Below are 20,662 nucleotides of genomic sequence, written 5' to 3'. Positions count from 1 at the left end.
AATATTTCGAGCATATAGCCAGCATCCATGAATAGGTTCCCCTTTCCCTGTTGAGACAGGGAGCGGAATGCGGCATCCACAAACCGATTCCCTCTCCCTGGGGAGAGGGCCAGGGTGAGGGGGGCGAGTATGAAACGCTGGCCACTCTGGACAGATAGCACGGCGGGCAAGATTCGCAGATAAAAGAGAGGGAGGCATCAGCCTCCCTCTCTTGTTTTCTACCGTTATCAGCGGCGTTTAACCGGTTCAGGCACTGGCCAGCCAGTTAAGCCAGGCATCCATCCCTTCGCCTGTAGTGGCGCTGACCTGGAGCACCTGAATATAGGGGTTGACCCGTTTGGCGTTCTCGATGCAGCGGGCCACGTCAAAGCTGACGTAGGGCAGCAGATCGATCTTGTTGATCACCATCAGCTGGGCGGCGGCAAACATGTCCGGGTACTTGAGGGGCTTCTCTTCCCCCTCGGTGACGGAGAGGATCGCCACCTTGTACTTCTCGCCAAGATCGAAGCTGGCGGGGCAGACCAGATTGCCGACGTTCTCGATAAAGAGGATGCCCCCTTCATTGGCGGGCAGCTGGTGGCAGGCGTCGTGGACCATTTTGGCATCCAGATGGCAACCCTTGCCGGTGTTGATCTGCACGGCAGGGACACCGGTGGCACGGATGCGATCCGCATCTCTGCTTGTCTGCTGATCCCCTTCGATCACCGCACAGGGGCGCTTGTCGGCCAGCTGGCGCAAGGTTTCGCACAGCAAAGTGGTCTTGCCTGAACCCGGGCTCGACACCAGGTTAAGCACCAGCTGGGCTGCTTCGTCGAAGTGCTCGCGGTTGTGGGCGGCCAGTTTGTTGTTCTTGGCCAGCACATCCATCTCGATGGCGATCAGCTGACGCTGCCCCATGCCGGGCACCGACAATCCCGCTTCCCCTTTGCCGTAGTGCAGATCACCCTGCTGATGGTCATGGTCATGGTCATGGTCATGGTCATGGTCATGGTCATGGTCATGGTCATGGGGATGCGCGTGGGAATGGCCGTGGTCATGAGAGTTGATATGACCATGATGATGGTCGTGGGGGTGATCATGGTGGTGCTCATGCAGCTGATCATGCCCCTCATGGCTTATGGGAGCCCGCACCCCGTGGTAGTGGTGATGGACATCCCCCTGATGGTGATAGTGGTGGTGAATGATCAGGGTGCGCGGTGCGCTCTGCTCGTGGTCATGGTGGTGATGGGGCTCATGACCATGTTTATGGTGATGTTCATGTTCGTGATGATGCTCATGATCGTGCTCATGGCCGGCGATCCGCGCCTGGCCGCATCCGCATACGCTACACATATCAACTTACCTCGATGTCGGTGATGCGCAGGCTATCACCCTGCGCGACTCGTAATTTGTATCCGCTACACCCAGGGCAGGCCTGCCCGCGCTCGGTGAGGGTGACCGTCTGGTTGCAGTCGTAACACCAGGCCTCTGCCGCCTGGTGCTGAAAGTGAAGCTGGGCCCCTTCGACAGCGGTGCCCTTGGCGGCCGCCTCGAAACAGAAGGCAATGGTGTCCGGGTCGACGCAGGAGAAGCTGCCGACCTCGAGCCAGAGGGCGGTCACCTTGTTAAAGCCCCGCTGGGTGGCCTGTTCGGCCGCCAGATCGATGGCAGCCATGGCCAGAGACATTTCGTGCATGGTGGCTCCTTAACCCATATGGGGAGGAACAGTGACTCCTCCCTGTAATTGACGGAACGGCATGGCCGCTCAACAGATCCGCGGCAGTAGTTCCCCTTGCGGTAGCTCCAGATAACGGCGGCTACCCCAGGGGTTGTTGAGGATCACCTTGTGGCGATCGCTTGCCTGCACCACGCCGATCTGGCTGGCTGCGGGGTTGAATTGTCGCAAGATGCCCAGCGCGTCCTGCGCCTGTTCAGCAGGCAGGGCCAGTACCATGGTTCCCTCGTTGGCGAGATCATGGGGCTCGAAACCGTAGAGCTCGCACAGGCCACGCACCGGATCGCACACCGGAATGGCGGACTCCTCCAGCTCGATGGCAACGCCGGAGGCGCTGCTCCACTCGTTGAGCACGGCGGCGAGGCCACCACGGGTGGCATCGCGCAGGGCGTGAGGGGTAATCCCCGCTTTTAGCAGCGCTTCGACCTGCGGCCAGAGGGTGGTGCAGTCGCTCTTGAGCTCCGACCCCAGTTGCAGGGCGTCACGGGCCATCAGGATACAGGCGCCGTGGCTGCCGATATCCCGCGACACAAGAATGGCGTCACCGGCTTTGAGGTTGCGTACCGAGATGCCCCGGCTCTGCTCAGGCCGCGGAAAGGTGCCGACCCCGCTGGTGTTGATAAAGATCTTGTCGGCCGCTCCCTTGGGCACCACCTTGGTGTCGCCGCAGACGATGCGGGCACCGCTCTTGGCAAGCTCGGCCGCCATCGACTCGACGATGCGGGCCAGATCGGCGTAGGGGAAGCCTTCCTCGATGATAAAGCTGCAGCTCAGATACTCGGGCTTGGCCCCCATCATGGCGAGATCGTTGACCGTACCGGCGATGGCCAGCTTGCCGATATCGCCCCCCTCGAAGAAGAGCGGCGAGACGGTAAAGCTGTCGGTGGTGAAGGCAACGGGGCCGCTCACCGGCAGATGGGCGGCATCTTCACCGCGCAGCAGGATCTCGTTGCCAAAGTGGCGAAAGAAGAGCTGGTTGATCAGCTGATTCATCTCGACGCCGCCGCCGCCGTGGCTTAACTGAATTTCTCTCATTGGATCCCCATATATCGGTAGTAGGCATTGCAGGCCCCTTCGGAGCTGACCATGCAGCTGCCCATGGGCTGGGTCGGGGTGCAGCCCCGGCCAAAGACTTTGCACTGGTTGGGCTTGGCCAAGCCGCGCAGGATATCGGCGCACTGGCACGCCTTGTGGTCATCGATGGGGGTCTGGTCCAGTTGGAAGTGGCGCTCCGCATCGCGCTTGGCAAAGGCATCGCGCAGGCGCAGGGCGGAGGCGTTGATATCCCCCAGACCTCGCCAGCGAAAGTGATCGCGGGTCTCGAAAAAGCGCTCGACCAGCCGCTGGGCGGCTTTATTACCGCTGGCAGTCACGGCGCGGGTGTACTGCACCTCCAGCGCGTAGCGACCCTCCACCTTCTGGCGCACCATCATCAGCAGCGCCTCCATCACATCCACTGGCTCGAAGCCGCTCACCACCACCGGCACCTGATAGCGATCGACGATGGGCAGGTAGATATCGGCGCCTGTGATGACGCTGACGTGGGAGGGGCCGATAAAGGCGTTCACCTTGGCGACCCCGTCGGCCATCACCGCATGAATGGCGGGCGGCACCAGCACATGGTTGATATGAAACAGGAGGTTCTCAATCCCCTCAGCTTCAGCTGCAGCCAGCAAGGCGGCGGTCATCGGGGTAGAGGTCTCGAAACCGATGGCGAAGAAGACCACGGTTTTCTCAGGGTTCTCACGGGCGATACGCAGGGCATCGAGGGGGTCATAGACCGGGCGGATATCGCTCCCCTTGGCCCGTTGCTGGGCCAGCGTGCCTTTGGAGCCCGGTACCCGGATCATGTCCCCCAGGGTGACCAGAATGACGTTGGGCTGGCTCGCCAGCTCGATGGCCTGATCGATGCGCTCTTTGGGCATGATGCAGACCGGACAGCCGGGGCCATGGACAAACTCGATGCTGGCTGGCAGCAGCTGGTGCAGGCCGTACTTCATGATGGTGTGGGTATGGCCGCCACACACCTCCATCACCCGCAGCGGTTCGGGCAGATCTTTGGCCAGTTCGGTGATTTGGGCGGCGAGGGCGCGGATCACCTCGGGCTGGCGAAAGCCCTGGAACAGGTCATTGAGGGTCAGCATGGCAAGATATCCTGTTTGGGCATCAGGGCCACCATCTGGCGGAAGCTCTCGAGGCTGGCCTGCGCCTCCTCTTCGTCAATCTTGCTCATCACAAAGCCGATATGGAGCAGCACATAGTCGCCAATGTTGAGAGGCTCTTCGAGCAGCATGCAGCTGACGCGCCGCTGCACCCCCAGGGTGTCGACGGTGACGCAGTTATCTTCGGGGTGCAGCTGCACCACCTGAGAGGGGATGGATAGACACATGAATTTCAGGACTCCGACAAGGTGGCACAACCGGTTGTGACAGGCTGATGCGTGGCAAGATGGTGGATGGCAAACCAGAGCTGACCGGCGGCGATGCCACCGTCATTGAGTGGCAGGGTTTCGCTGGTCAATACCTGCCGACCGGCTGCTTCGAGAGCGGGCACCAGCTGGTCCATCAGCACCCGGTTTTGAAAAACGCCGCCCCCGAGCGCCACCGGATAGCCGGGGAAGCACTCGGCAAGGGCAACAACCAGATTGCTGATGGCGCGGATAAAGCCGGCGGCCAGGCTAGCGGTGGAGGTGCCTTTTCTCTGCTCGCTGACAAGGGTATTGATGAGCTCTGCCCACTCGATCTGCAGTGGCCCCTCTGTTGATTGGCTGAGATCAAAGGCGAGGGGGAAGGGTTGTTCGTCGGGGGTGAGCTGCAAGGCGGCCGCCTCCAGCAGGAGTCCCGCTTCGCCCTCGTAATCGGGGGTGTCGATCACTCCCAAGAGCGCCGCCACGGCATCGAATAGCCGACCAATGGAGCTGGTGTAGGGGGCGTTGCGACCGAGCTGCCAGAGCTGGTGCAGGTTGCTGATCCGCTCGATAGGTAGCTTGCTTACCAACGGAATATCGAGGGCACTGATCTGCTCAGGAGTGTGCGATTCAAACAGCAGCCCCAGCAGCTGACGTACCGGCTCGCGGATGGCCGCCTCGCCGCCGATCAGCTTGAAGGGGGCAAGGTGGGCAACCCGCTCAAATCCCTGAACGTCTGCGATCAGCAGCTCGCCGCCCCAGAGGGTGCCGTCATCGCCAAGGCCGGTGCCATCGAAGGCAACACCCAGCACCGGGCCCGTGATGTTGTGCTCGGCCATCACCCCCAGCAGGTGGGCGTGATGGTGCTGCACCTCGAGATGGGTTGCACCTTGATTCTGGCAATAGCTTTTGGCCCACTTATGGCTGAGATAGCCCGGGTGGCGATCCGAGACCAGAACTTCGGGGTTGAGATCGTAGAGATCGCGAAAGGTGGCCAGGGTCTGCTCGAAGTGCTCCTGCATCGGCAGGCTGTGCAGATCGCCGATATAGGGGCTGTAGATGCGCTGGCGACCGAAGGCGAGCGCCAGCTGGTTCTTCTGTTGAGCCCCGACAGCCAAGAGCGGCGCCTTGACAGCCTCTTGCAGGCTGGGAGTGCAGGGGGCATAGCCCCGGGCGAGGCGCAACGTCTGGCGTCGCCCGCCTGCCCACTGCACCAGACTGTCGTCGCACGGGTGCAGGATGGGGCGGTTGTGATCCAGGATGCCGTCAATCTCGCTGCCGAGTTCCCTGACTACTGCCTCACAGTCGATCAGGATCGGGCTGCCGCGACCATTGGCGCTGGTGGCCACCAGCGGCATGGCGCAGGCGTCCAGCAGCAGCTGATGGAGCGGGGTATAGGGGAGCATGGCGCCAAGGTAGGGGATGCCGGGGGCGATCCCCTCGGCCAGCGGCGCGGTTGTCAGTTGGGATTCTGACGGTCGATCATCGTTTTTTCGCTTGCGCAGCAAGGTGATGGGTCTGGCCTGAGAGGCGAGCAGCGTCCACTCTGCCTCGCAGCCGGTGACATGCAATTTGGCCTCGGCAAGGGAGCCCATCATCACCGCCAGCGGCTTGCGCGCGCGCCGCTTTAGTGTTCGCAATCTAGCCACACTCTGTTCATTGTGGGCATCGCATATCAGGTGATAACCCCCCATCCCCTTGACCGCAATCATCGCCCCCGCTTGCAGGGCTCTTGCCGCGGCCTGCAGGGCATCCTCGCGCTCGGCCAAGGCATCGCCACGGCCATTTCGCCAACTGAGGTGGGGCCCACACTCGGGGCAGCTCACCGGCTGGGCGTGGTAGCGTCTATCCAGCGGGTTTTCATAGGCCGCCGCACAGCGCCGGCACATGGCAAAGCCTGCCATGGCGGTGTGGGGGCGGTCGTAGGGGAGGCGGTGGATGATGGTGTAGCGCGGGCCGCAGTGGGTGCAGTTGGTAAAGGGGTAGTGGTGGTGGCGATCGTTGGGATTGGCCACATCGTTGGCGCATGCCTCGCACATCCCCTGATCCGGCGAGATGGCGACCGTGGCCGCGCTCTGCTGCTGGCTGGCTTTAATTCGAAACTGGCCATGAAATTGGCCATCGAAGCCGGGATCATGAGCGAGGGGCAGTTCCCGCTCGCTGAAATGGTCGATACGGCTTAAGGGCGGCGCCAGTTCCCGCAGTTCGCGGGCAAAGCTGGCGAGCTGCTCGGGCGATCCTTCGGCGCCGATGGTGACGCCATTGGCATCGTTCAGTACATAGCCGGCAAGGCCGTGGCGCAACGCCAGCCCATAGACGAAGGGGCGAAAGCCGACCCCCTGCACGATGCCGTCGATATGAAATTCGCGGCGCAGCCGGTTGGCCACAGGATTGGCAGAGCCAGAGGGGGCTGTGGCAGCTCTCATGCCGGCTCCATCTCATCTTGAGTCTGCGGCAAACGCAGCACCCGGCGCTCGTTCTCCTCGCGCCGCACCCAGCCATCCATCTCCATGCGCAGGCAGAACGGAATGGCGTATTTACGCGACAAGCCGGTGATCTCCTTGAGGGATGCCATGTCGATCAGATCTCCCACCTGCTGGCCCGCCAGCACGGCGGCGACCATCTGGTTGTAAAGCTCGGCGTCGTAGTAGATGGGGCCATCGAGCTGCACCAGATACTTGAGTCGTGCCAGATTGCGCAGCTGCTTTTGCAACGCGCCTTTTTGTAGCAAGCCCTGCTGCAGGGCGGCGGGCAGCTTGCGGGTGATAAAGGGATCCAGCTCTACGCCGCCGGGGCCCAGTTTACCGGGCTCGTAACCCTCCTTGCCTTGATCTCGCACCACCTTGAGCACCAGCTGTGCCTCTTCCCCCAGATCATCTTCCGACTCGCCGCTGCCCTGCTGCCACTTGTCATGGTGCAGGCGAACAAGCTGCTCGCTCTTGAGCTTCTGGAGCAGGGCCTGAATGACCGGCAGGGCGATGCCAAAGCGGGTTGCCAGCTCGGCGGCACTCAGCGGTTCGCTGGCCAGCGTAGCCAGCAGCTGGTCGCGGCTTTGGGCCAGCCAGCAGTTATCCAGCAGCCACTCACCGAGGGGGGTGACCTGCTCTGGCCGCTGGTCAAAGCGGCTGGCCAGCACATAGCCATTGAGCCCCAGTTGCAGGGTGGCCGGGTTGTAGTGTTCGAGCGCATCTGGCAGCTCGCCCAGCAGGGCGTGCAGCGCCTTGCGTCTGGCGGGTTGGATGTCGCCGCACCAGACGATGCGGGCGCCGTGCAGCAGTTCGCTACTGCCGTGGCGAATGATGGCGAGCGGCTGGCCGAAGAAGCAGGGGATGGGGCTGGTAAAGATTAGCCGCGCCAGCCGGGTATCCTTTATGGGCACGAAACGGGCCCGGCCATGCCAGCTGCCAAGGGCCACCTCGATCTCCTGCGTGCGCCGCGCCTTGCCGCTCAGGCTCTCGGCGTTGAGTCGCACGATAAGGTGGGTTGCCGCCTCGCACTGGCCAGCGGCGTTGGTAAGGCAGTGGCCGCGGGCCACCTCCTTGTGGGGCAGTTTTTTCAGGCCCACCGCCACCCGGCAGACGGCGCCGATCTCGTCGACGCTCTGGTGATAGGCCTGCAGGGAGCGCACCTGCACTTCCCGATCGGCGGGGTAGAGGCGCAGCTTGTCCCCCACCTTGAGGCAGCCTTGTTGCAAGGTGCCGGTAAGCACGGTGCCGGTGCCATTGGCGGTAAAGACCCGATCTACATACAGTCGCGGGGCGCCCTGCTCGCGGGCAGCGTGTGAGGCTGGCAGATCGGCTAGCTGGCGCACGATGGCGGTGTGCAGGGCAGCCATATTGGCGCCGGTTTTGGCGCTGACGCTGACGATATCGGGCACCATGCCGCTCTCGTCCATCACCCGCTCCAGCAGGCTCTCTTCCAACAGCAAAAGCTCGTCAGGGGAGACCAGATCGCACTTGTTGATGCAGACCAAGAGGCGCGGCACCCCCATCGCCTTGAGCAGGCGCAGGTGATCGCCGGTCATTGGCATCCACCCCTCGTCGGCGGCAATCACCAGCAGCACCAGATCCAGACTCCAGAGCCCCGCCACCATATTGCGGATATAGCGCTCGTGGCCGGGCACGTCGATGACGCCTAAGGTGTTGCCCTGACTGTCGTCGAAGTGGGCAAAGCCGAGATCCTGGGTCATGCCGATGGCCTGCTCGTGGGCGCGGGCGGTGGTGATGCCGGTGAGGGCCTTGATCAACAGGGTTTTACCGTGATCCACGTGGCCGGCAAGACCGATAACGGCGCGATAGGGGGTCATGGGATCAGGGCTCCTCGGTCGCATTTGTTGCATTGAACGGGGCGGGCAGCAGCAACTCCTTGAGTTGGGCGATCAGCAGATCTATTTCCGCTGGCAGCAGGGTCGCCATATTGAGCAGCACCTTCTGCTGGCGCACGGTGGCGATGACAGGCACCGGCAGTTCGCGCAGGGCGTCGAGCAACTGCTGGGCCGGTCGCGGGTCGGTGCACTCCAGCGCAGGGGCCGGGTAGAACTCGTCCGGCAATGTGCCGCCACCTACCACCAGCTGGGCGGGGACCGGCACAAAGCAACCGGGCAGGGCGGCCATCAGCTGGGAGGCTCTCGCCTGCATGGCTGCCGGGTTGCTCAGGGTGCGCTGGGCGATACCCTCGCCGACAGGAGATTTGTTGAGCTTGTGGATGAGCAGGCGTTCGAGCAGGGAGTAGACGATGCGGCTCGGGCGGAAGGTGCGCATCATGGGGTGTTTTTCCAGCCGCTTGATAAGGTCGCTGCGGCCGCTGATGATGCCCGATTGCGGGCCCCCCAAGAGCTTGTCACCGGAGTAGCAGACCAGATCCGCCCCCGCCTTGATGTACTGGCGCACCGAGGTTTCATCCGGTGCAAACTCTTCGCTGGTCAAGCCCGACCCCTGATCCACCGCCAGCACTACATGTTCGGGCAGGGCGCGGGCCACCTCGCCGATATCGGGGGATTCAGTAAAGCCGCGAATGGCGAAATTGGATCTGTGCACCATCAGTACCAGCGCGGTCTGATCGGTGATGGCATCGAGGTAATCTTTGGCGGTAGTGATATTGGTAGTGCCCACCTCCACCAGTTTGGCACCGGAGAGCGCCAGAATATCGGGAATGCGAAAGCCTCCACCAATCTGGATCTGCTCGCCGCGCGAGACGATCACCTCGCGCCCCTTGGCTACCTCCTGCAGCAGCAAAAAGAGCGAGGCGGCGTTGTTGTTGACCACCAGCGAATCCTCGGCCTGGGTGAGGCAATGGAGCAGGGGGGCGATCAGCCCCTTGCGCCCGCCGCGTTTGCCGGTGGCGAGATCCAGCTCCAGATTGTTGTAGCCGGTGTTTAGGTCACGTACCTCGTCCCACAGATCGGCACTTAACGGCGAACGCCCCAGATTGGTATGCACCAGGGTGCCGGTGGCGTTGATCACCCGGGTTTGACGCTGGCGCAACTGCTGTCGGCAGCGCTTGGCAATCAGCGCCTCGATCTGCTCGGGGGCAACGCCATGATGGCGAAAATCTTTGCTCTGGCGCAGTTCGCTCAGGGTGTCGCGCACCGCCTGGGTCACCAACGGGCGGCTCAGCGTCTCGATAAACCCGGTGAGAAAGGGTTGCTGCAGCAGCTGCTCCACTTGCGGCAAACGGCGCGTTTGTTGCTGGCTGGGCTGTTGCTGTGAATCTGGCAGTGAATCGTCGGCAGCCGTACCTGATGCGGGCTGGCGGTGGGGGATAGCTGGCGCGTGAGACGAGTTCGGCATGGGATTACCAGTGCAGTGCGTGGGTTCGGGAGGCGCACCGGTTTGCCGATAGAGAGGCCGAGCTGACGGGTTATGGCACTGCTGGCGATTTGCGGATGAGTGCAAACTGGGTGCATAAATGAGCGGGTATAAATTAATGCTGCATCGATGCTGATAAATTAATTTTTGGCCAGCGAGATAACCTGAGTTCGGATTATATTGGCAAGCGGCAAGCACCTTTTTTAAGGTATTACTTCAAACATATTGAACAAACAATGGAAATAACATTCAGGCCGAAGAATTCAGCGAGAGAGTATTTGTTCAATAGATAAATTTGGCGGAAGAGGCAGGAATCGAACCTGCCAAAGCCTTCTCGGCTCACATCGGTTTTGAAGACCGAGGAGGCCACCAGACCCCATCAACTTCCGTAACGGTCGCCATTTTGTGGCAAATTTCTGTGACTGGCAACGCTTTTTTTGTCATAAAAAATCGAGAGTTAGCGATTTTTTGAAAAAATCAAAGAACCTTGTTTTATATCAAGTTCAGCACAATTAGCCCGATGTTTTTAATTTAACATCGGGCCTTGATCACATTGCCGTAACCGTCGGTCAATAACGGTCGTTAACAACTCGATAAATAATCACCGGCTGGCGTTGGCAATATTCCACTGATCCAGTTTATCTATTAACAGACTGGTGTCACTGGCGGCATCAAGATGCTGATAAAGATAATCCATCGCCTCGCTCACCATCTCGGTCATCGGGAAGGAGAACGCCACGATGGCCGGTTGTACCCCGACAAAGATCACCTTGGGGACAAAGGTCTTGAGCTCGTCGATCAGGAAATTGAGCGGCATATTGTGGGTCGAGAAGATAAACATCTCGGCGATGGTCTCGGGGGGGATCACCTGCAGGGTTCCCGCCTTCTCGCCGATCTCGGCGGCATCCACCAGCACCACCCGCTCCGGTTGCAGCTCCCGCACCTTGTAGACCACATTTTCCGGCGCGATGCCGCCGTCGATATGGATCCAGCCGGACAGGGGGGCGGCTTGCAGTTTGTCGGCAAGATAGGGGCCGGCACCGTCGTCCCCCATCATGGCATTGCCCACGGTCAACACGAGATTGCAGCCCATCAGCGGCTCCTTACCATCAGGTACATATGGGGGTCGTTAAAGAGGGCGGTGAGCTGATCCATAAAGGTATTGGTCCAGCCCAGCTCCTGCTCATCGAGCACATTGTCGGCTTTGCGCAGTCGGTCGAAGGCGCAGGCCAGCATATGGCAGTGCTCGCGATAGATGGTGATCTCGCCAAAGGTGAGAAACCCCTCCATCTTGCGGCGCGCTTCGCTCCCCTCTGGCAGCTTGGCCACCCAGTCGCGATAACCGGTCAGCGAGCAGACCAGGTCTGCTCGCAGGCAATCGACGATGCCGAGGTGATGGCCGATGGCGAGGCTGTAGTACATCACCTCTTTGGCTTCCTCGGGGACGTCGAACTGCTCGTCGACGAACTTGCGCGAGAGGCGATAGAAGAAAACCTCGTCAGCCATGTACCGCCTCTCCCTTGCCGGCCGCCCGGTTGAGGCAGGCGTTTGCGAGGTTGTTGACGATCTCCGAGAGGCGCGGATCGTCGTGCTGATCGAGGTAGCTCTGGATGCGCAGCTCCACATCCTGCTGGGTCGCCCCTTCGAGCAGGGCCATAAACTCGTCGGCGATGATCCGCCCCTGACGATAACCGGCCATGCGGCGCGCCTCGCGTTCGATCATCACCCGGATTTCATTGGGGATGCCGGTGTGGCGCAGTTCGACCCGCTCACCCGGTTGCACCTCGTGGCTGGTGGCTTTGAGTTTCTGCTCAAGCAGACCGAGCGCCACGGCAAAGCCATAAATGGTAGCCGCCGGTGTCGGAGGGCAGCCCGGGATATAGACATCTACCGGCACGATCTTGTCGGTGCCGCCCCAGACGCAGTAGAGGTCGTGGAAGATGCCGCCGTCACAGCCGCAGGCGCCGTAGGCGATGCAGATCTTGGGATCGGGCGCCGCCTCGTAGGCGCGCAGGGCCGGTACCCGCATCGCCCGGGTCACCGCGCCGGTAAAGAGCAGGATGTCGGCGTGGCGGGGGGAGGCGACCACCTTGATACCGAAACGCTCGGCATCGAACAGCGGGGTGATGGTGGCGAAGATCTCGATCTCGCAGGCGTTGCAGCCGCCGCAATCGACCCGGTAGACATAGGCCGAGCGGCGAATGTCCTTGAGCAGGGTCTTCTTGAGTTTGGTGATCTCGGGATCCTGTGCCAGCGGCACGGCACGGGTATGGGCATGGCCGACAACCGGTTCTATGCCTTTGATCTTGCTCATCACATCCACTCCTTTTGTGCGGCCATCGGTGTGGCTATCGGTGTGATCAGGGCCGAGTCAGGCTGGCTCAGCATGCTCTGTTTTCGTTTGCAGTCGGGGCAGTGGTGCAGTCGCTCCGGGGCCGCCAGCGGCGTGCCCGCCTGCTTGAGGGTGTCCTCCACCAGCGCCACCAGCTTGCTCGGGGCAAAGTAGGTGCCGCACAGGGTGCAGGGGGCCAGCGCGAAGCGGGCCTCCTCATAGAGATCCGCCTTGTTGGTCACCGCCAGTTCGAACTCGGGGGAGAGGGCGATGGCGCGGGTCGGGCAGACCTCCTCGCAACGGCCGCAGAAGATGCAGCGCGCCATGGAGATCTCCCAGCGCCGTTCGCCGGTCTCCATGTCCACTTCCATCACCAGCGCGTTGGCCGGGCAGGCCTTGGTGCAGGCGGCGCAGGCGATACACTGATCCGCCTGATATTTCGGTTTGCCGCGAAAATCCCGGTTCACCTCGTAAGGGGCGAAGGGGTACTTGGCGGTCGGGGTGCCAGCCTTGAGGATGGTCTTGAACAGCTTGATCATGATGACCCCTTATTTCAGCGGAGAGTTTTTGCGATCGATGCCGTAGCGCTCGATCTCCTTGTAGGAGACCACGGTGGATTTGCCCTTCTTGGGGTCGACCAGGGTGACCCGGTCGGTACAGGAGTAGCAGGGATCCAGACTGCCGATGATGAGCGGCGCATCCGCCACGGTATTGCCGCGCAGCATGTAGCGCAGAGCAGGCCAGTTGGCGTAGGTGGCGGCGCGGCAGCGCCAGCGGAAAAGCTTCTGGTTATCCCCGGTCATGCTCCAGTGGACGTTCTCGCCGCGGGGCGCTTCGGTAAAGCCCAGCGCAAACTTGCCCGGCTGGTAGGTGAACCCTTCGGTGAGCAGTGGCCCCTCCGGCAGGTGCTCAAGACCAAACTCAATCATGTCGAGGGAGTCGTAGAGCTCGTGGATCCGCACCAGTACCCGGGATTGCACATCGCAACCCGCCTTGGTCTGGATCTCCATCGGCAGCTCGCGGTAACCGGCAAAGTCGTGAACCCGGCGCACGTCACGCTTGAAGCCGCTCGCCCGCACCATGGGGCCGACGCAGCTGAAATCACGGGCAATTTGCGGGTCGAGCTTGCCGATACCGATGAGGCGGGAGGAGATGTTGGCGGTATCCAGCAGCATGGCCACCAGGGGTTTGAGCTCATCACGGAGCTCGCGCACCAGCTGGGCACCCTTGATGCGATCTTCCTTGAAGATATCGCGGCGTACCCCGCCAATCAGGTTGAGGCCGTAGGTCTTGCGGGCGCCGGTCAGCAGCTCGGCCAGGGTCATGGATTTCTCCCGCACCCGGAAGAACTGCATAAAGCCGGTGTCGAAACCGGTGAAGTGGCTCGACAGGCCGATGTTGAGGATATGGCTGTGCAGACGCTCCACCTCCAGCAGCACGGCGCGGATCATCTTGGCCCGCTCCGGCACCGGAATACCCATGGCGTTCTCTACCGAGGTGGTATAGGCGACGCTGTGGGTAAAGCCGCAGATGCCGCAGACCCGGTCGGTCAGAAACGCCACTTCGTTGTAGCCCATGCGGGTTTCCGCCAGCTTCTCCATGCCGCGATGGACATAGAAGAGGCGGTAGTCGGCATCGATGATGTCTTCGCCATCGACGAACAGACGAAAGTGGCCCGGTTCATCCGAGGTGATGTGCAGCGGGCCGACCGGCACGATACGGTTGGCATCACTGCCCAGCTCGTTGACGAAGGGGTAGGTCTCGGTGTCAGTGGTGGGCATCGGGCGCTGGCGATAATCCATGGCGTCCTTGCGCAGGGGATGGATATCCTCCGGCCAGTCGTCCGGCAGTACCAGACGGCGTTCGTCCGGCAGGCCGATGGCGCGCAGGCCGTACATGTCGCGGATCTCCCGCTCGCCCCACACCGCCGCCGGAATGGTCGGGGTGATGGAGGGGTACTCCTGGGTATCGGCATCCACCAGTACCTTGACGGTGATCCAGCACTTGGTGTCACCTTCCATGGAGAAGACGTGGTAGACGGCGAAGTGGCTGTTGAGGCTGCGCTCGTCATTGGCAAAGGAGAGCGGAAGCCAGCCCCCCAGCTGATGGAAGATCAGGCTGGCCGTCTCGACCAGACTGGTGGGTTTGACGGTAATGGTTGCCTGATCGGCGGTTTGCCACTCCTCGTCGACGATGGCGTGGGGCAGTTGTGCTCGCACCTGCTGGATGTAGTCGCAGCCGATGCGATCCGAAATGGCGATGGTCATGCAGTTCTCACTTTAATGTTCGGGAATGAGCATTCACAAATGATGAAATCGAAAAAAATGGCTGTGATGGTGGGCATGGCTTATATCCCGACCAGATAGGCGAGCAGCGCCAGCAGGGCCAGCCCCAACCCGTAGCGGGTGAGCTTGTGGGTGCGCACGAACTGGGTACGGGCCATGGCGTTTTCGATGATGCCGGCCAGCAAAAAGGCCACCAGCAGCTTGCAGGTGAGGATCAGCGCCGCGCCGATGAGCGCAGGCAGACTCCAGTTGGCCGCCTTGCCGAAGGGGAGGAAAATGACCAGAAAGAGCTGCACCACCACCAGTTGCTTGAGGCCGATGGAGAGCTTGAGCAGGGCCAGGCCCGCACCGGAGTACTCGGTAAGCGGCCCCTCCTGCAGCTCCTGCTCGGCTTCGGCGCAATCAAAGGGCAGCTTGCCCATCTCGACAAACACCGCGAAGGCGCAGGCGGCGCCGGCCAGCAGGGTGGCGATGGGCGCGGCCAGTGGCTGGGTCGCCACATAGCTGCTGATGTTGCCCAGATCCGAGCTGCCCACCATCATCGCCATGATGAAGCAGGCGAGCACCAGAATGGGCTCCACCAGAATGCCGAGGGTCAGTTCGCGGCGGGCGCCGATCCCTGCAAACATGCTGCCGCTGTCGAGCCCCGAGAGGGAGAAGAAGAAGCGGAAGATGGCGAACAGATAGATGTCGGTGATGAGATCCCCGGCGATGGGGAAGGGGGACTCATGAGTCAGGGTCGGCAGCGCCATCCCTACCAGCAAGAGGGCGGCAATGAGCAGCGCAGGCATCAGGTTGAAGATGATGCCGGCAGGCTCGGGGGTTACCTCCTGACGGCGCAGTAGCTTGGCGATATCCCGGTAATCCTGCAGCAGGCCCGGCCCCTGACGGGAGTGCATCTTGGCTCGCAGCACCCGGTTGAAACCGGTGGCGAGCGGCGCCAGCGCCAGCATGGCGATGGCCTGGGTCAGGGCGAGGGCAACCATGCCCCAGCTCGGCATTTCAAGAACAGGCATATCAGACTCCTACAGCCATCAGGATAAAGAGCGCCAGCACAAGGCCGTGCAGTAGCCAGCCGGTCGTTCCGCTGGTATCGCTCACCCCGTGCAGGGCGCTGGCCAGATCGAGCTGCGGCTGCTTGCGATAGAGCGGCGCACAGAGTTGGCGCAAGGTATGGGTGACACCGCCCGAAGTGAGGCTCATGCGTTCCTCGTAGGCGTAACCACAAGCCCACGGGGTGCCGGCGTGACGACGACCCAGCTTGGGCCCCTTGAAGATGGCCAGTACCAGCAGCGGAATGAGGAACAGCCCCAGCAAGGTGATGGCGATAACGGGCGGGGAGAGGATCGCCTGGCTGCTATCGAGTGGCAGCAGGGTGGCGCCGGTGGCGACACTTATCTGGCTGGCAACGAGTGCCTGACCATAGCTGGCGATATGGGGGGCAATCCAGGGGGCGCCCAGACCCAGCACCAGACAGACGGCGGCCAGCAGCAGGGTGCCTGCCACCATGGCGCCCGGCACTTCGCGGGCGTGGCTCGCTTTCTCGCTGCGCGGTGCGCCGCAGAAGCAGATGCCATACACCTTGACGAAACACATCACCGCCATGGCGCCGGTCACCGCCAGCATCACTACCGCGAGCGGCGCAACGACAGAGGTGCCGAGTTTGGTCATGGAGAGCAGGGATTGGTAGATAAACCACTCGCTGACAAAGCCGTTGAGCGGCGGCAGCGCCGAGATGGCCATGGCACCGATGAGGAACGCTAGCGCAGTCCAGGGCATCAGCTTGGCCAGGCCCCCCATCTTGTCCATATCACGGGTGTGCAGACGGAACATCACAGAGCCGGTGCCCATAAAGAGCAGGCTCTTGAAGATGGCGTGGTTGAGCAGGTGATAAAGCGCGCCGAGCAGCCCCAGCACCACCAGCGCCGGTTGCTGGTTGGCGATGCCGATCATGCCGATGCCCATTCCCATCAGGATGATGCCGATGTTCTCCACCGTGTGGTAGGCGAGCAGCCGTTTGAGGTCATGCTCGGCCAGCGCAAACAGCACCCCGAGCACTGCCGAGCAGGCGCCGAAGATCAGTACCACATAGCCCCACCAGAGCTGGCTGGCGCCGAGAAAATCGATGCTGACCCGCAAGATGCCAAAGAGACCCAGCTTCACCATCACACCGGACATCAGCGCCGAGATATGGGACGGCGCAACGGGCTCGGCCACCGGCAGCCAGCCGTGCAGCGGCACGAAACCGGCGCGCAGGCCAAAACCGCAGAAGCTGAGCAGGAACACCAGAGAGGCCAATGCGCCCGCCAGATGGTGCTCGCGCAGCGCGGCGAACTCCAGCGAGCCAGATTCGCGGCAGAGCAGCCAGAAGGCGATCAGCACCAGCGCCATGCCGATATGGTTCATCACCAAGTAAAGCCGGCTCTGTTTGGCGGCCTCGGGGTTGGTCTTGACCAGCCAGTAGGTGGTGAGGGTCACCAGCTCGTAGCAGAGCAAGAAACCGAGCGCATTGTCGGCCAGTACCATGCCCACCATGGCAAAGAGGAAGAGGTTCATCAGCGCGCCGATGGCCACATCCCCCTTGCCCTGATATTCGCGGATATAGGCAAAGGAGTAGAGGGCGACGGCGACACCGACGGTGCTAATCACCAGCAGCATCAGCGCGGCCAGCATGTCGAGGTGCACCGAGCCCAGCAGCCAGAGCTGGCCGTCGACGGGTGCGCCTTTGGCAAAGATCTGGATGGCGGCGACCAGACCCGCGAGTGACCCCAGCAGGGCAAAACCGCTATTGAGACGGTTGGCCAGTGCGGGCAGCTTTTGCAGCAGCAAACCGGCGGCAGCGCCCAGCAAAAAGAGCAGGAGCGTAGCCATTACAAGGGGGGACAACATCAGCGAACTCCCTCTGTGGTAGATAAATCGGATGCAGGGATCGCCGTGGCAGGCGCCGAGAAGGCAGAGGCCCCTTGCGGGTTGGTGTCGGCCGCTTGCTGGCGACGGATACGGGCGGCGCGTTCGGTGTCGCCGTCATTAACCAGCTTCAGTGCCTGGGAGGGGCAGGCTCCGACACAGGCCGGGCCATCGGTGCGAAACTCGCACAGGTCGCACTTGACGGCGATGCTGCGCACTCCCGGCTCCCAGCTCAGCAGATCCTCGCCAAAGCAGCGCAGGCCGGCGGAGGTGGAGGGGTTGCTGGAGCGGATGGAGCAGGGGATATAGGTGTCGTAACTGGTGGCCACGGCCACCGGACGGCTGCCGCCGCTCTGGATGGCGCCAAAGGGGCAGGCCACGGCGCAGAGATTGCAGCCGATGCAGAGCGACTCGTTGAGTTGCACGCAATCACCGGTCTGGCGAATTGCCTCGACCGGGCACACCTTGATGCAGGGGGCATCGTCACAGTGACGGCACTGAACCGGCATGGTCGCCTGCTCGTGTCGCATAACGGTTAAACGGGGGGCTTGCTGCAAACCTTGCGCCTTGTGTACCTCGCTGCAGGCCGCCATACAGGTGCCACAGCCGATACAAAGCTTGGGGTCAGCGATAACGAAGCGGTTCATAGCCTACCTTGTCGTGTCGCGAACGGAGAAAGTAGGGGCAGGTTAGCAAGATACGGGCCAGAATGATTTTTGCAGAGGAATTGGCTTTAACTGGCTGTTTTTAAATGAATAAAAATCTTGGTGTGGTTGAGTGAACGCGCTGATATGGCAGTCGAACTGTGACGTTCATCACTTGTGACGAAGCCATCGGGAGGGTTCGTCACCCCCGAACAACGGCGTCGACACGGCTGAATGCGGGGTCGTGATACGGGGAGAAAGGGTGACTCGTCTGCGGTAGGTAGTAGGTTGCACAGTGTAGTGATCAAAGGGATGGAGCAACGGTTCCATCCCTGCATTTTGCTTTTCCGCCATAGGCGCTCTGGTTTGCTAGCGATGATATGACCGGGGGCTAGTCCGGGCTGATCACCTCGGCATCATTCACCTGAGCCCGGCAGAAGTGGATAAAGTGGCGCAGGGAGGTGGAGTGGTACTTCTGCTTGTGCCAGATAAGGGAGAGCTGGCGCGGGAAGCGGCGGGAGAGGGGCAGGGCGATCAGCCGCCCATCAGCCAGGCGATCCGAGGCTGCCAGCCGGGAGATAAAGGAGATGCCAAGCCCCTTCTCCACCGCCAGCATCACCGCCTCCAGGGTGTTGAGTTCAAGCCCTGGTTGCCAGCGGGGCAGCTCTGGCTGGATCTGCTGGATAAATTGCTCGCGGCTGCCCGATTGCGCTTCACGCAATACCCAGGTTTCGCCCCCCAGTCGGGAGAGGGAGAGCTCCTTCTTGCTGGCAAGCGGGTGACCGGGTGGGGCTACCACCAGCATCTCGTCCTGCAGCCAGGGTTCGGCGAGCAGGTCGGGGTGGTGGTTCTCCCCCTCGATCAGTGCCATATCCAGCTCGAAGTTGGCCAGCGCATGACAGAGCAGGTGAGTGTTGTTGATGGTCACCTTGGGAGGGAGCCCCAGCTCCTGTTTGCTGCTGGCGAGCAGGGTGGGGAGCAGGTAGTTGCCGATGGTCTGGCTGGCACCAAGGCGCAGCTGGCCGCTCGGCTCGGCATCGGGGCTGAACAGGTTCTCGATATCCTGCATCCGGGTCAGCAGTTCTTCGGCGGCCGGTTGCAGCAGGCGCCCCTCGTTGTTGAGCTGCAATCTGGGGTGAATGCGGTCAAACAACGGGGTGGAGAGCTGGCGCTCCAGCTCCTGCAGCGACTGGGAGACAGCCCCCTTGCTCAGGCAGAGCTCGTTGGCGGCAAGGCCAAGGTTTCCATAACGGGCAATGGTGGCGAACACTTTCAGCTGCTGCAGGGTCAGTTTCATCGTGTTTGGTTTTCCTGAATGATTGATTTAATTCATTTAGATATCGTAAACGATAAGGGGCCATTATCCTATCGCCATAGTCATCAATAGAAAGGTGTCATCATGATCGCAAGAACCCGTAAATCACTGGCTGCCGCCCCAACCCCCATGGCGGGTCTGGCGCTGGGCATCGCCAGCCTTGGTTGGTGTTGGGAAAATGCCGGTCACTTCGATGGCCGGATGCAACTGCTGGGCGCTGCCATTGCGGCCGTGCTGCTGGTGATCCTGACCTTCAAGTTTCTGCTTCACCCCCGCCTGCTGTTGCAGGATCTCGCTCACCCCGTAGTCGGCAGTGTGGTACCGACCTATGCCATGGGTACCATGGTGGTCTCCAAAGCGCTCGGTATGATTGCGCCGCAAGCGGGCGAGGCCCTCTGGCTGTTTGCCGTGGCTGTTCACCTGCTGTTCCTGGCCACTTTTATCTGGCATCGCGCCAAAGAGTTTGAAATTCACCACATGGTGCCGAGCTGGTTCGTGCCACCGGTGGGGATCATTGTGGCTGACGTCGCCTTCCCGGGTGGTCAGTTTGCCCCGCTGGCCAACGGTCTGCTCTGGTTCGGGATCATCTGCTACGGCCTGATGCTGCCGCTGATGCTCTATCGCCTGATCTTCAGCCATGAAGTGCCGGATGCCGCCAAACCGACCATCGCCATTCTGGCGGCTCCTGCCAGCCTCTCTCTGGCCGGTTACCTGACCGTCAGCCAGGAGCCGTCACTGCTGCTGGTGGCCGTGCTGTTGGGGATTGCCATCCTGATGACCGGTATCATCTATCTGGCCTTCATCAAACTGCTGCGTCTGCCCTTCTCGCCGGGTTATGCCGCCTTCACCTTCCCGCTGGTGATCGGTGCCACCGCTCTGTTCAAAGTGGCTCATCTGGTTGAAGGGTTTGTGCAAGGGAGTCACTACGTCGAGCAGATCAGACTGCTGGCCCACTTCGAGCTGGGGGTGGCTACCGTGATCGTCGGGTATGTGGCACTGCGTTACCTGATGTTTTTTCTGCCGCAGCGTAATACCGAAATGAATAACGGCATGGCCCGCCAGGGTGCTCACCGATAAATCTTGATGATGTGACATCGGGAAATGGATAAGCAGTGCGCTCCGAGAGCGACGGGATAAACGACCAGTCATACGATGGATGGACAAAGAGCCTCCACCCTGGTTGTGTAACGAGCAAAATGCCCCGCAGTGCGGGGCATTTTTTTATGGTTTTTTGATGTGGCGCCCGTGGCG

Annotated in this window: 19 protein-coding genes and 1 tRNA gene; 2 read left to right on the top strand and 18 right to left on the bottom strand. The window is 61.6% G+C overall.

Going from position 1 to position 20,662, the window contains the following annotated elements:
• Positions 1-246 precede the first annotated feature (246 nt).
• The gene (gene hypB / locus AB5Z05_RS09890; protein ID WP_368151354.1) at positions 247-1,047 is read right to left on the bottom strand and encodes a hydrogenase nickel incorporation protein HypB; all 801 of its coding nucleotides are present in this window, start codon (positions 1,045-1,047) and stop codon (positions 247-249) included.
• Here hypB and AB5Z05_RS09885 point away from each other — a divergent pair.
• Positions 952-1,356, top strand: coding sequence for a hypothetical protein (locus AB5Z05_RS09885; protein ID WP_368151284.1), 405 nt, complete (start codon positions 952-954; stop codon positions 1,354-1,356). The two genes, hypB and AB5Z05_RS09885, sit on opposite strands and share 96 nt — an antisense overlap.
• Here AB5Z05_RS09885 and hypA read toward each other — a convergent pair.
• The 17 genes from hypA to AB5Z05_RS09800 form a co-directional block, all read right to left on the bottom strand.
• Positions 1,334-1,675 carry a hydrogenase maturation nickel metallochaperone HypA gene (gene hypA / locus AB5Z05_RS09880; RefSeq protein WP_219594185.1) on the bottom strand — a complete coding sequence of 114 codons (342 nt, stop codon included), beginning with the start codon at positions 1,673-1,675 and terminating at the stop codon, positions 1,334-1,336. The genes AB5Z05_RS09885 and hypA overlap by 23 nt on opposite strands.
• A 69-nt stretch (positions 1,676-1,744) precedes the next feature.
• Entirely contained in the window at positions 1,745-2,749 is a 1,005-nt protein-coding gene (gene hypE, locus AB5Z05_RS09875; RefSeq protein WP_219594186.1) for a hydrogenase expression/formation protein HypE, read from the bottom strand.
• Positions 2,746-3,858, bottom strand: coding sequence for a hydrogenase formation protein HypD (gene hypD / locus AB5Z05_RS09870; protein ID WP_368151281.1), 1,113 nt, complete (start codon positions 3,856-3,858; stop codon positions 2,746-2,748). Before hypD ends, hypE begins: the two co-directional genes overlap by 4 nt.
• Positions 3,852-4,103 carry a HypC/HybG/HupF family hydrogenase formation chaperone gene (locus AB5Z05_RS09865; protein WP_043819819.1) on the bottom strand — a complete coding sequence of 84 codons (252 nt, stop codon included), beginning with the start codon at positions 4,101-4,103 and terminating at the stop codon, positions 3,852-3,854. Before AB5Z05_RS09865 ends, hypD begins: the two co-directional genes overlap by 7 nt.
• 5 nt (positions 4,104-4,108) lie before the next feature.
• Positions 4,109-6,547, bottom strand: coding sequence for a carbamoyltransferase HypF (hypF, locus tag AB5Z05_RS09860; protein WP_368151279.1), 2,439 nt, complete (start codon positions 6,545-6,547; stop codon positions 4,109-4,111).
• A complete protein-coding gene (selB, locus tag AB5Z05_RS09855; protein ID WP_368151277.1) occupies positions 6,544-8,427 on the bottom strand; it encodes a selenocysteine-specific translation elongation factor in 1,884 nt (627 codons plus the stop codon). The genes hypF and selB overlap by 4 nt, the downstream gene beginning before the upstream one ends.
• 4 nt (positions 8,428-8,431) lie before the next feature.
• The gene (selA, locus tag AB5Z05_RS09850; protein ID WP_368151275.1) at positions 8,432-9,910 is read right to left on the bottom strand and encodes an L-seryl-tRNA(Sec) selenium transferase; all 1,479 of its coding nucleotides are present in this window, start codon (positions 9,908-9,910) and stop codon (positions 8,432-8,434) included.
• 314 nt (positions 9,911-10,224) lie between these two features.
• Positions 10,225-10,316 (bottom strand) — tRNA-Sec (locus AB5Z05_RS09845).
• 213 nt (positions 10,317-10,529) lie between these two features.
• Positions 10,530-11,021: a hydrogenase maturation peptidase HycI gene (gene hycI / locus AB5Z05_RS09840; RefSeq protein WP_368151273.1), complete on the bottom strand. Its 492-nt coding sequence runs from the start codon at positions 11,019-11,021 to the stop codon at positions 10,530-10,532.
• Entirely contained in the window at positions 11,021-11,434 is a 414-nt protein-coding gene (locus AB5Z05_RS09835; RefSeq protein WP_016350983.1) for a formate hydrogenlyase maturation HycH family protein, read from the bottom strand. Before AB5Z05_RS09835 ends, hycI begins: the two co-directional genes overlap by 1 nt.
• Entirely contained in the window at positions 11,427-12,242 is an 816-nt protein-coding gene (locus AB5Z05_RS09830) for an NADH-quinone oxidoreductase subunit B family protein (protein ID WP_368151271.1), read from the bottom strand. Before AB5Z05_RS09830 ends, AB5Z05_RS09835 begins: the two co-directional genes overlap by 8 nt.
• Complete coding sequence (locus tag AB5Z05_RS09825; RefSeq protein WP_029302840.1) at positions 12,242-12,799, bottom strand: formate hydrogenlyase complex iron-sulfur subunit; 558 nt, start codon at positions 12,797-12,799, stop codon at positions 12,242-12,244. Before AB5Z05_RS09825 ends, AB5Z05_RS09830 begins: the two co-directional genes overlap by 1 nt.
• Positions 12,800-12,808: 9 nt before the next feature.
• Positions 12,809-14,527, bottom strand: coding sequence for an NADH-quinone oxidoreductase subunit C (locus AB5Z05_RS09820; protein WP_368151268.1), 1,719 nt, complete (start codon positions 14,525-14,527; stop codon positions 12,809-12,811).
• A gap of 80 nt (positions 14,528-14,607) precedes the next feature.
• Positions 14,608-15,561: a respiratory chain complex I subunit 1 family protein gene (locus AB5Z05_RS09815; RefSeq protein ID WP_201971156.1), complete on the bottom strand. Its 954-nt coding sequence runs from the start codon at positions 15,559-15,561 to the stop codon at positions 14,608-14,610.
• Position 15,562: 1 nt separating this feature from the next.
• The gene (gene hyfB / locus AB5Z05_RS09810; protein WP_368151266.1) at positions 15,563-17,434 is read right to left on the bottom strand and encodes a hydrogenase 4 subunit B; all 1,872 of its coding nucleotides are present in this window, start codon (positions 17,432-17,434) and stop codon (positions 15,563-15,565) included.
• Positions 17,434-18,099: a 4Fe-4S dicluster domain-containing protein gene (locus AB5Z05_RS09805; RefSeq protein WP_005360206.1), complete on the bottom strand. Its 666-nt coding sequence runs from the start codon at positions 18,097-18,099 to the stop codon at positions 17,434-17,436. The genes hyfB and AB5Z05_RS09805 overlap by 1 nt, the downstream gene beginning before the upstream one ends.
• 388 nt (positions 18,100-18,487) lie before the next feature.
• A complete protein-coding gene (locus AB5Z05_RS09800) occupies positions 18,488-19,393 on the bottom strand; it encodes a LysR substrate-binding domain-containing protein (RefSeq protein WP_167572662.1) in 906 nt (301 codons plus the stop codon).
• A 102-nt stretch (positions 19,394-19,495) separates the two neighbouring features.
• Between AB5Z05_RS09800 and AB5Z05_RS09795 the strand changes: the two genes are divergently transcribed.
• Positions 19,496-20,488 (top strand): TDT family transporter, encoded by a 993-nt coding sequence (locus AB5Z05_RS09795; RefSeq protein WP_236767226.1) that lies wholly within the window; start codon positions 19,496-19,498, stop codon positions 20,486-20,488.
• Positions 20,489-20,662: the final 174 nt, after the last annotated feature.

Origin of the sequence: Aeromonas sp. R2-4, assembly GCF_040908365.1 — a bacterium.
Classification (GTDB): Bacteria; Pseudomonadota; Gammaproteobacteria; order Enterobacterales; family Aeromonadaceae; genus Aeromonas; species Aeromonas veronii.
Note: the sequence above shows the minus strand (reverse complement) of the source record. Positions and strands in the feature narration are given on the sequence as shown.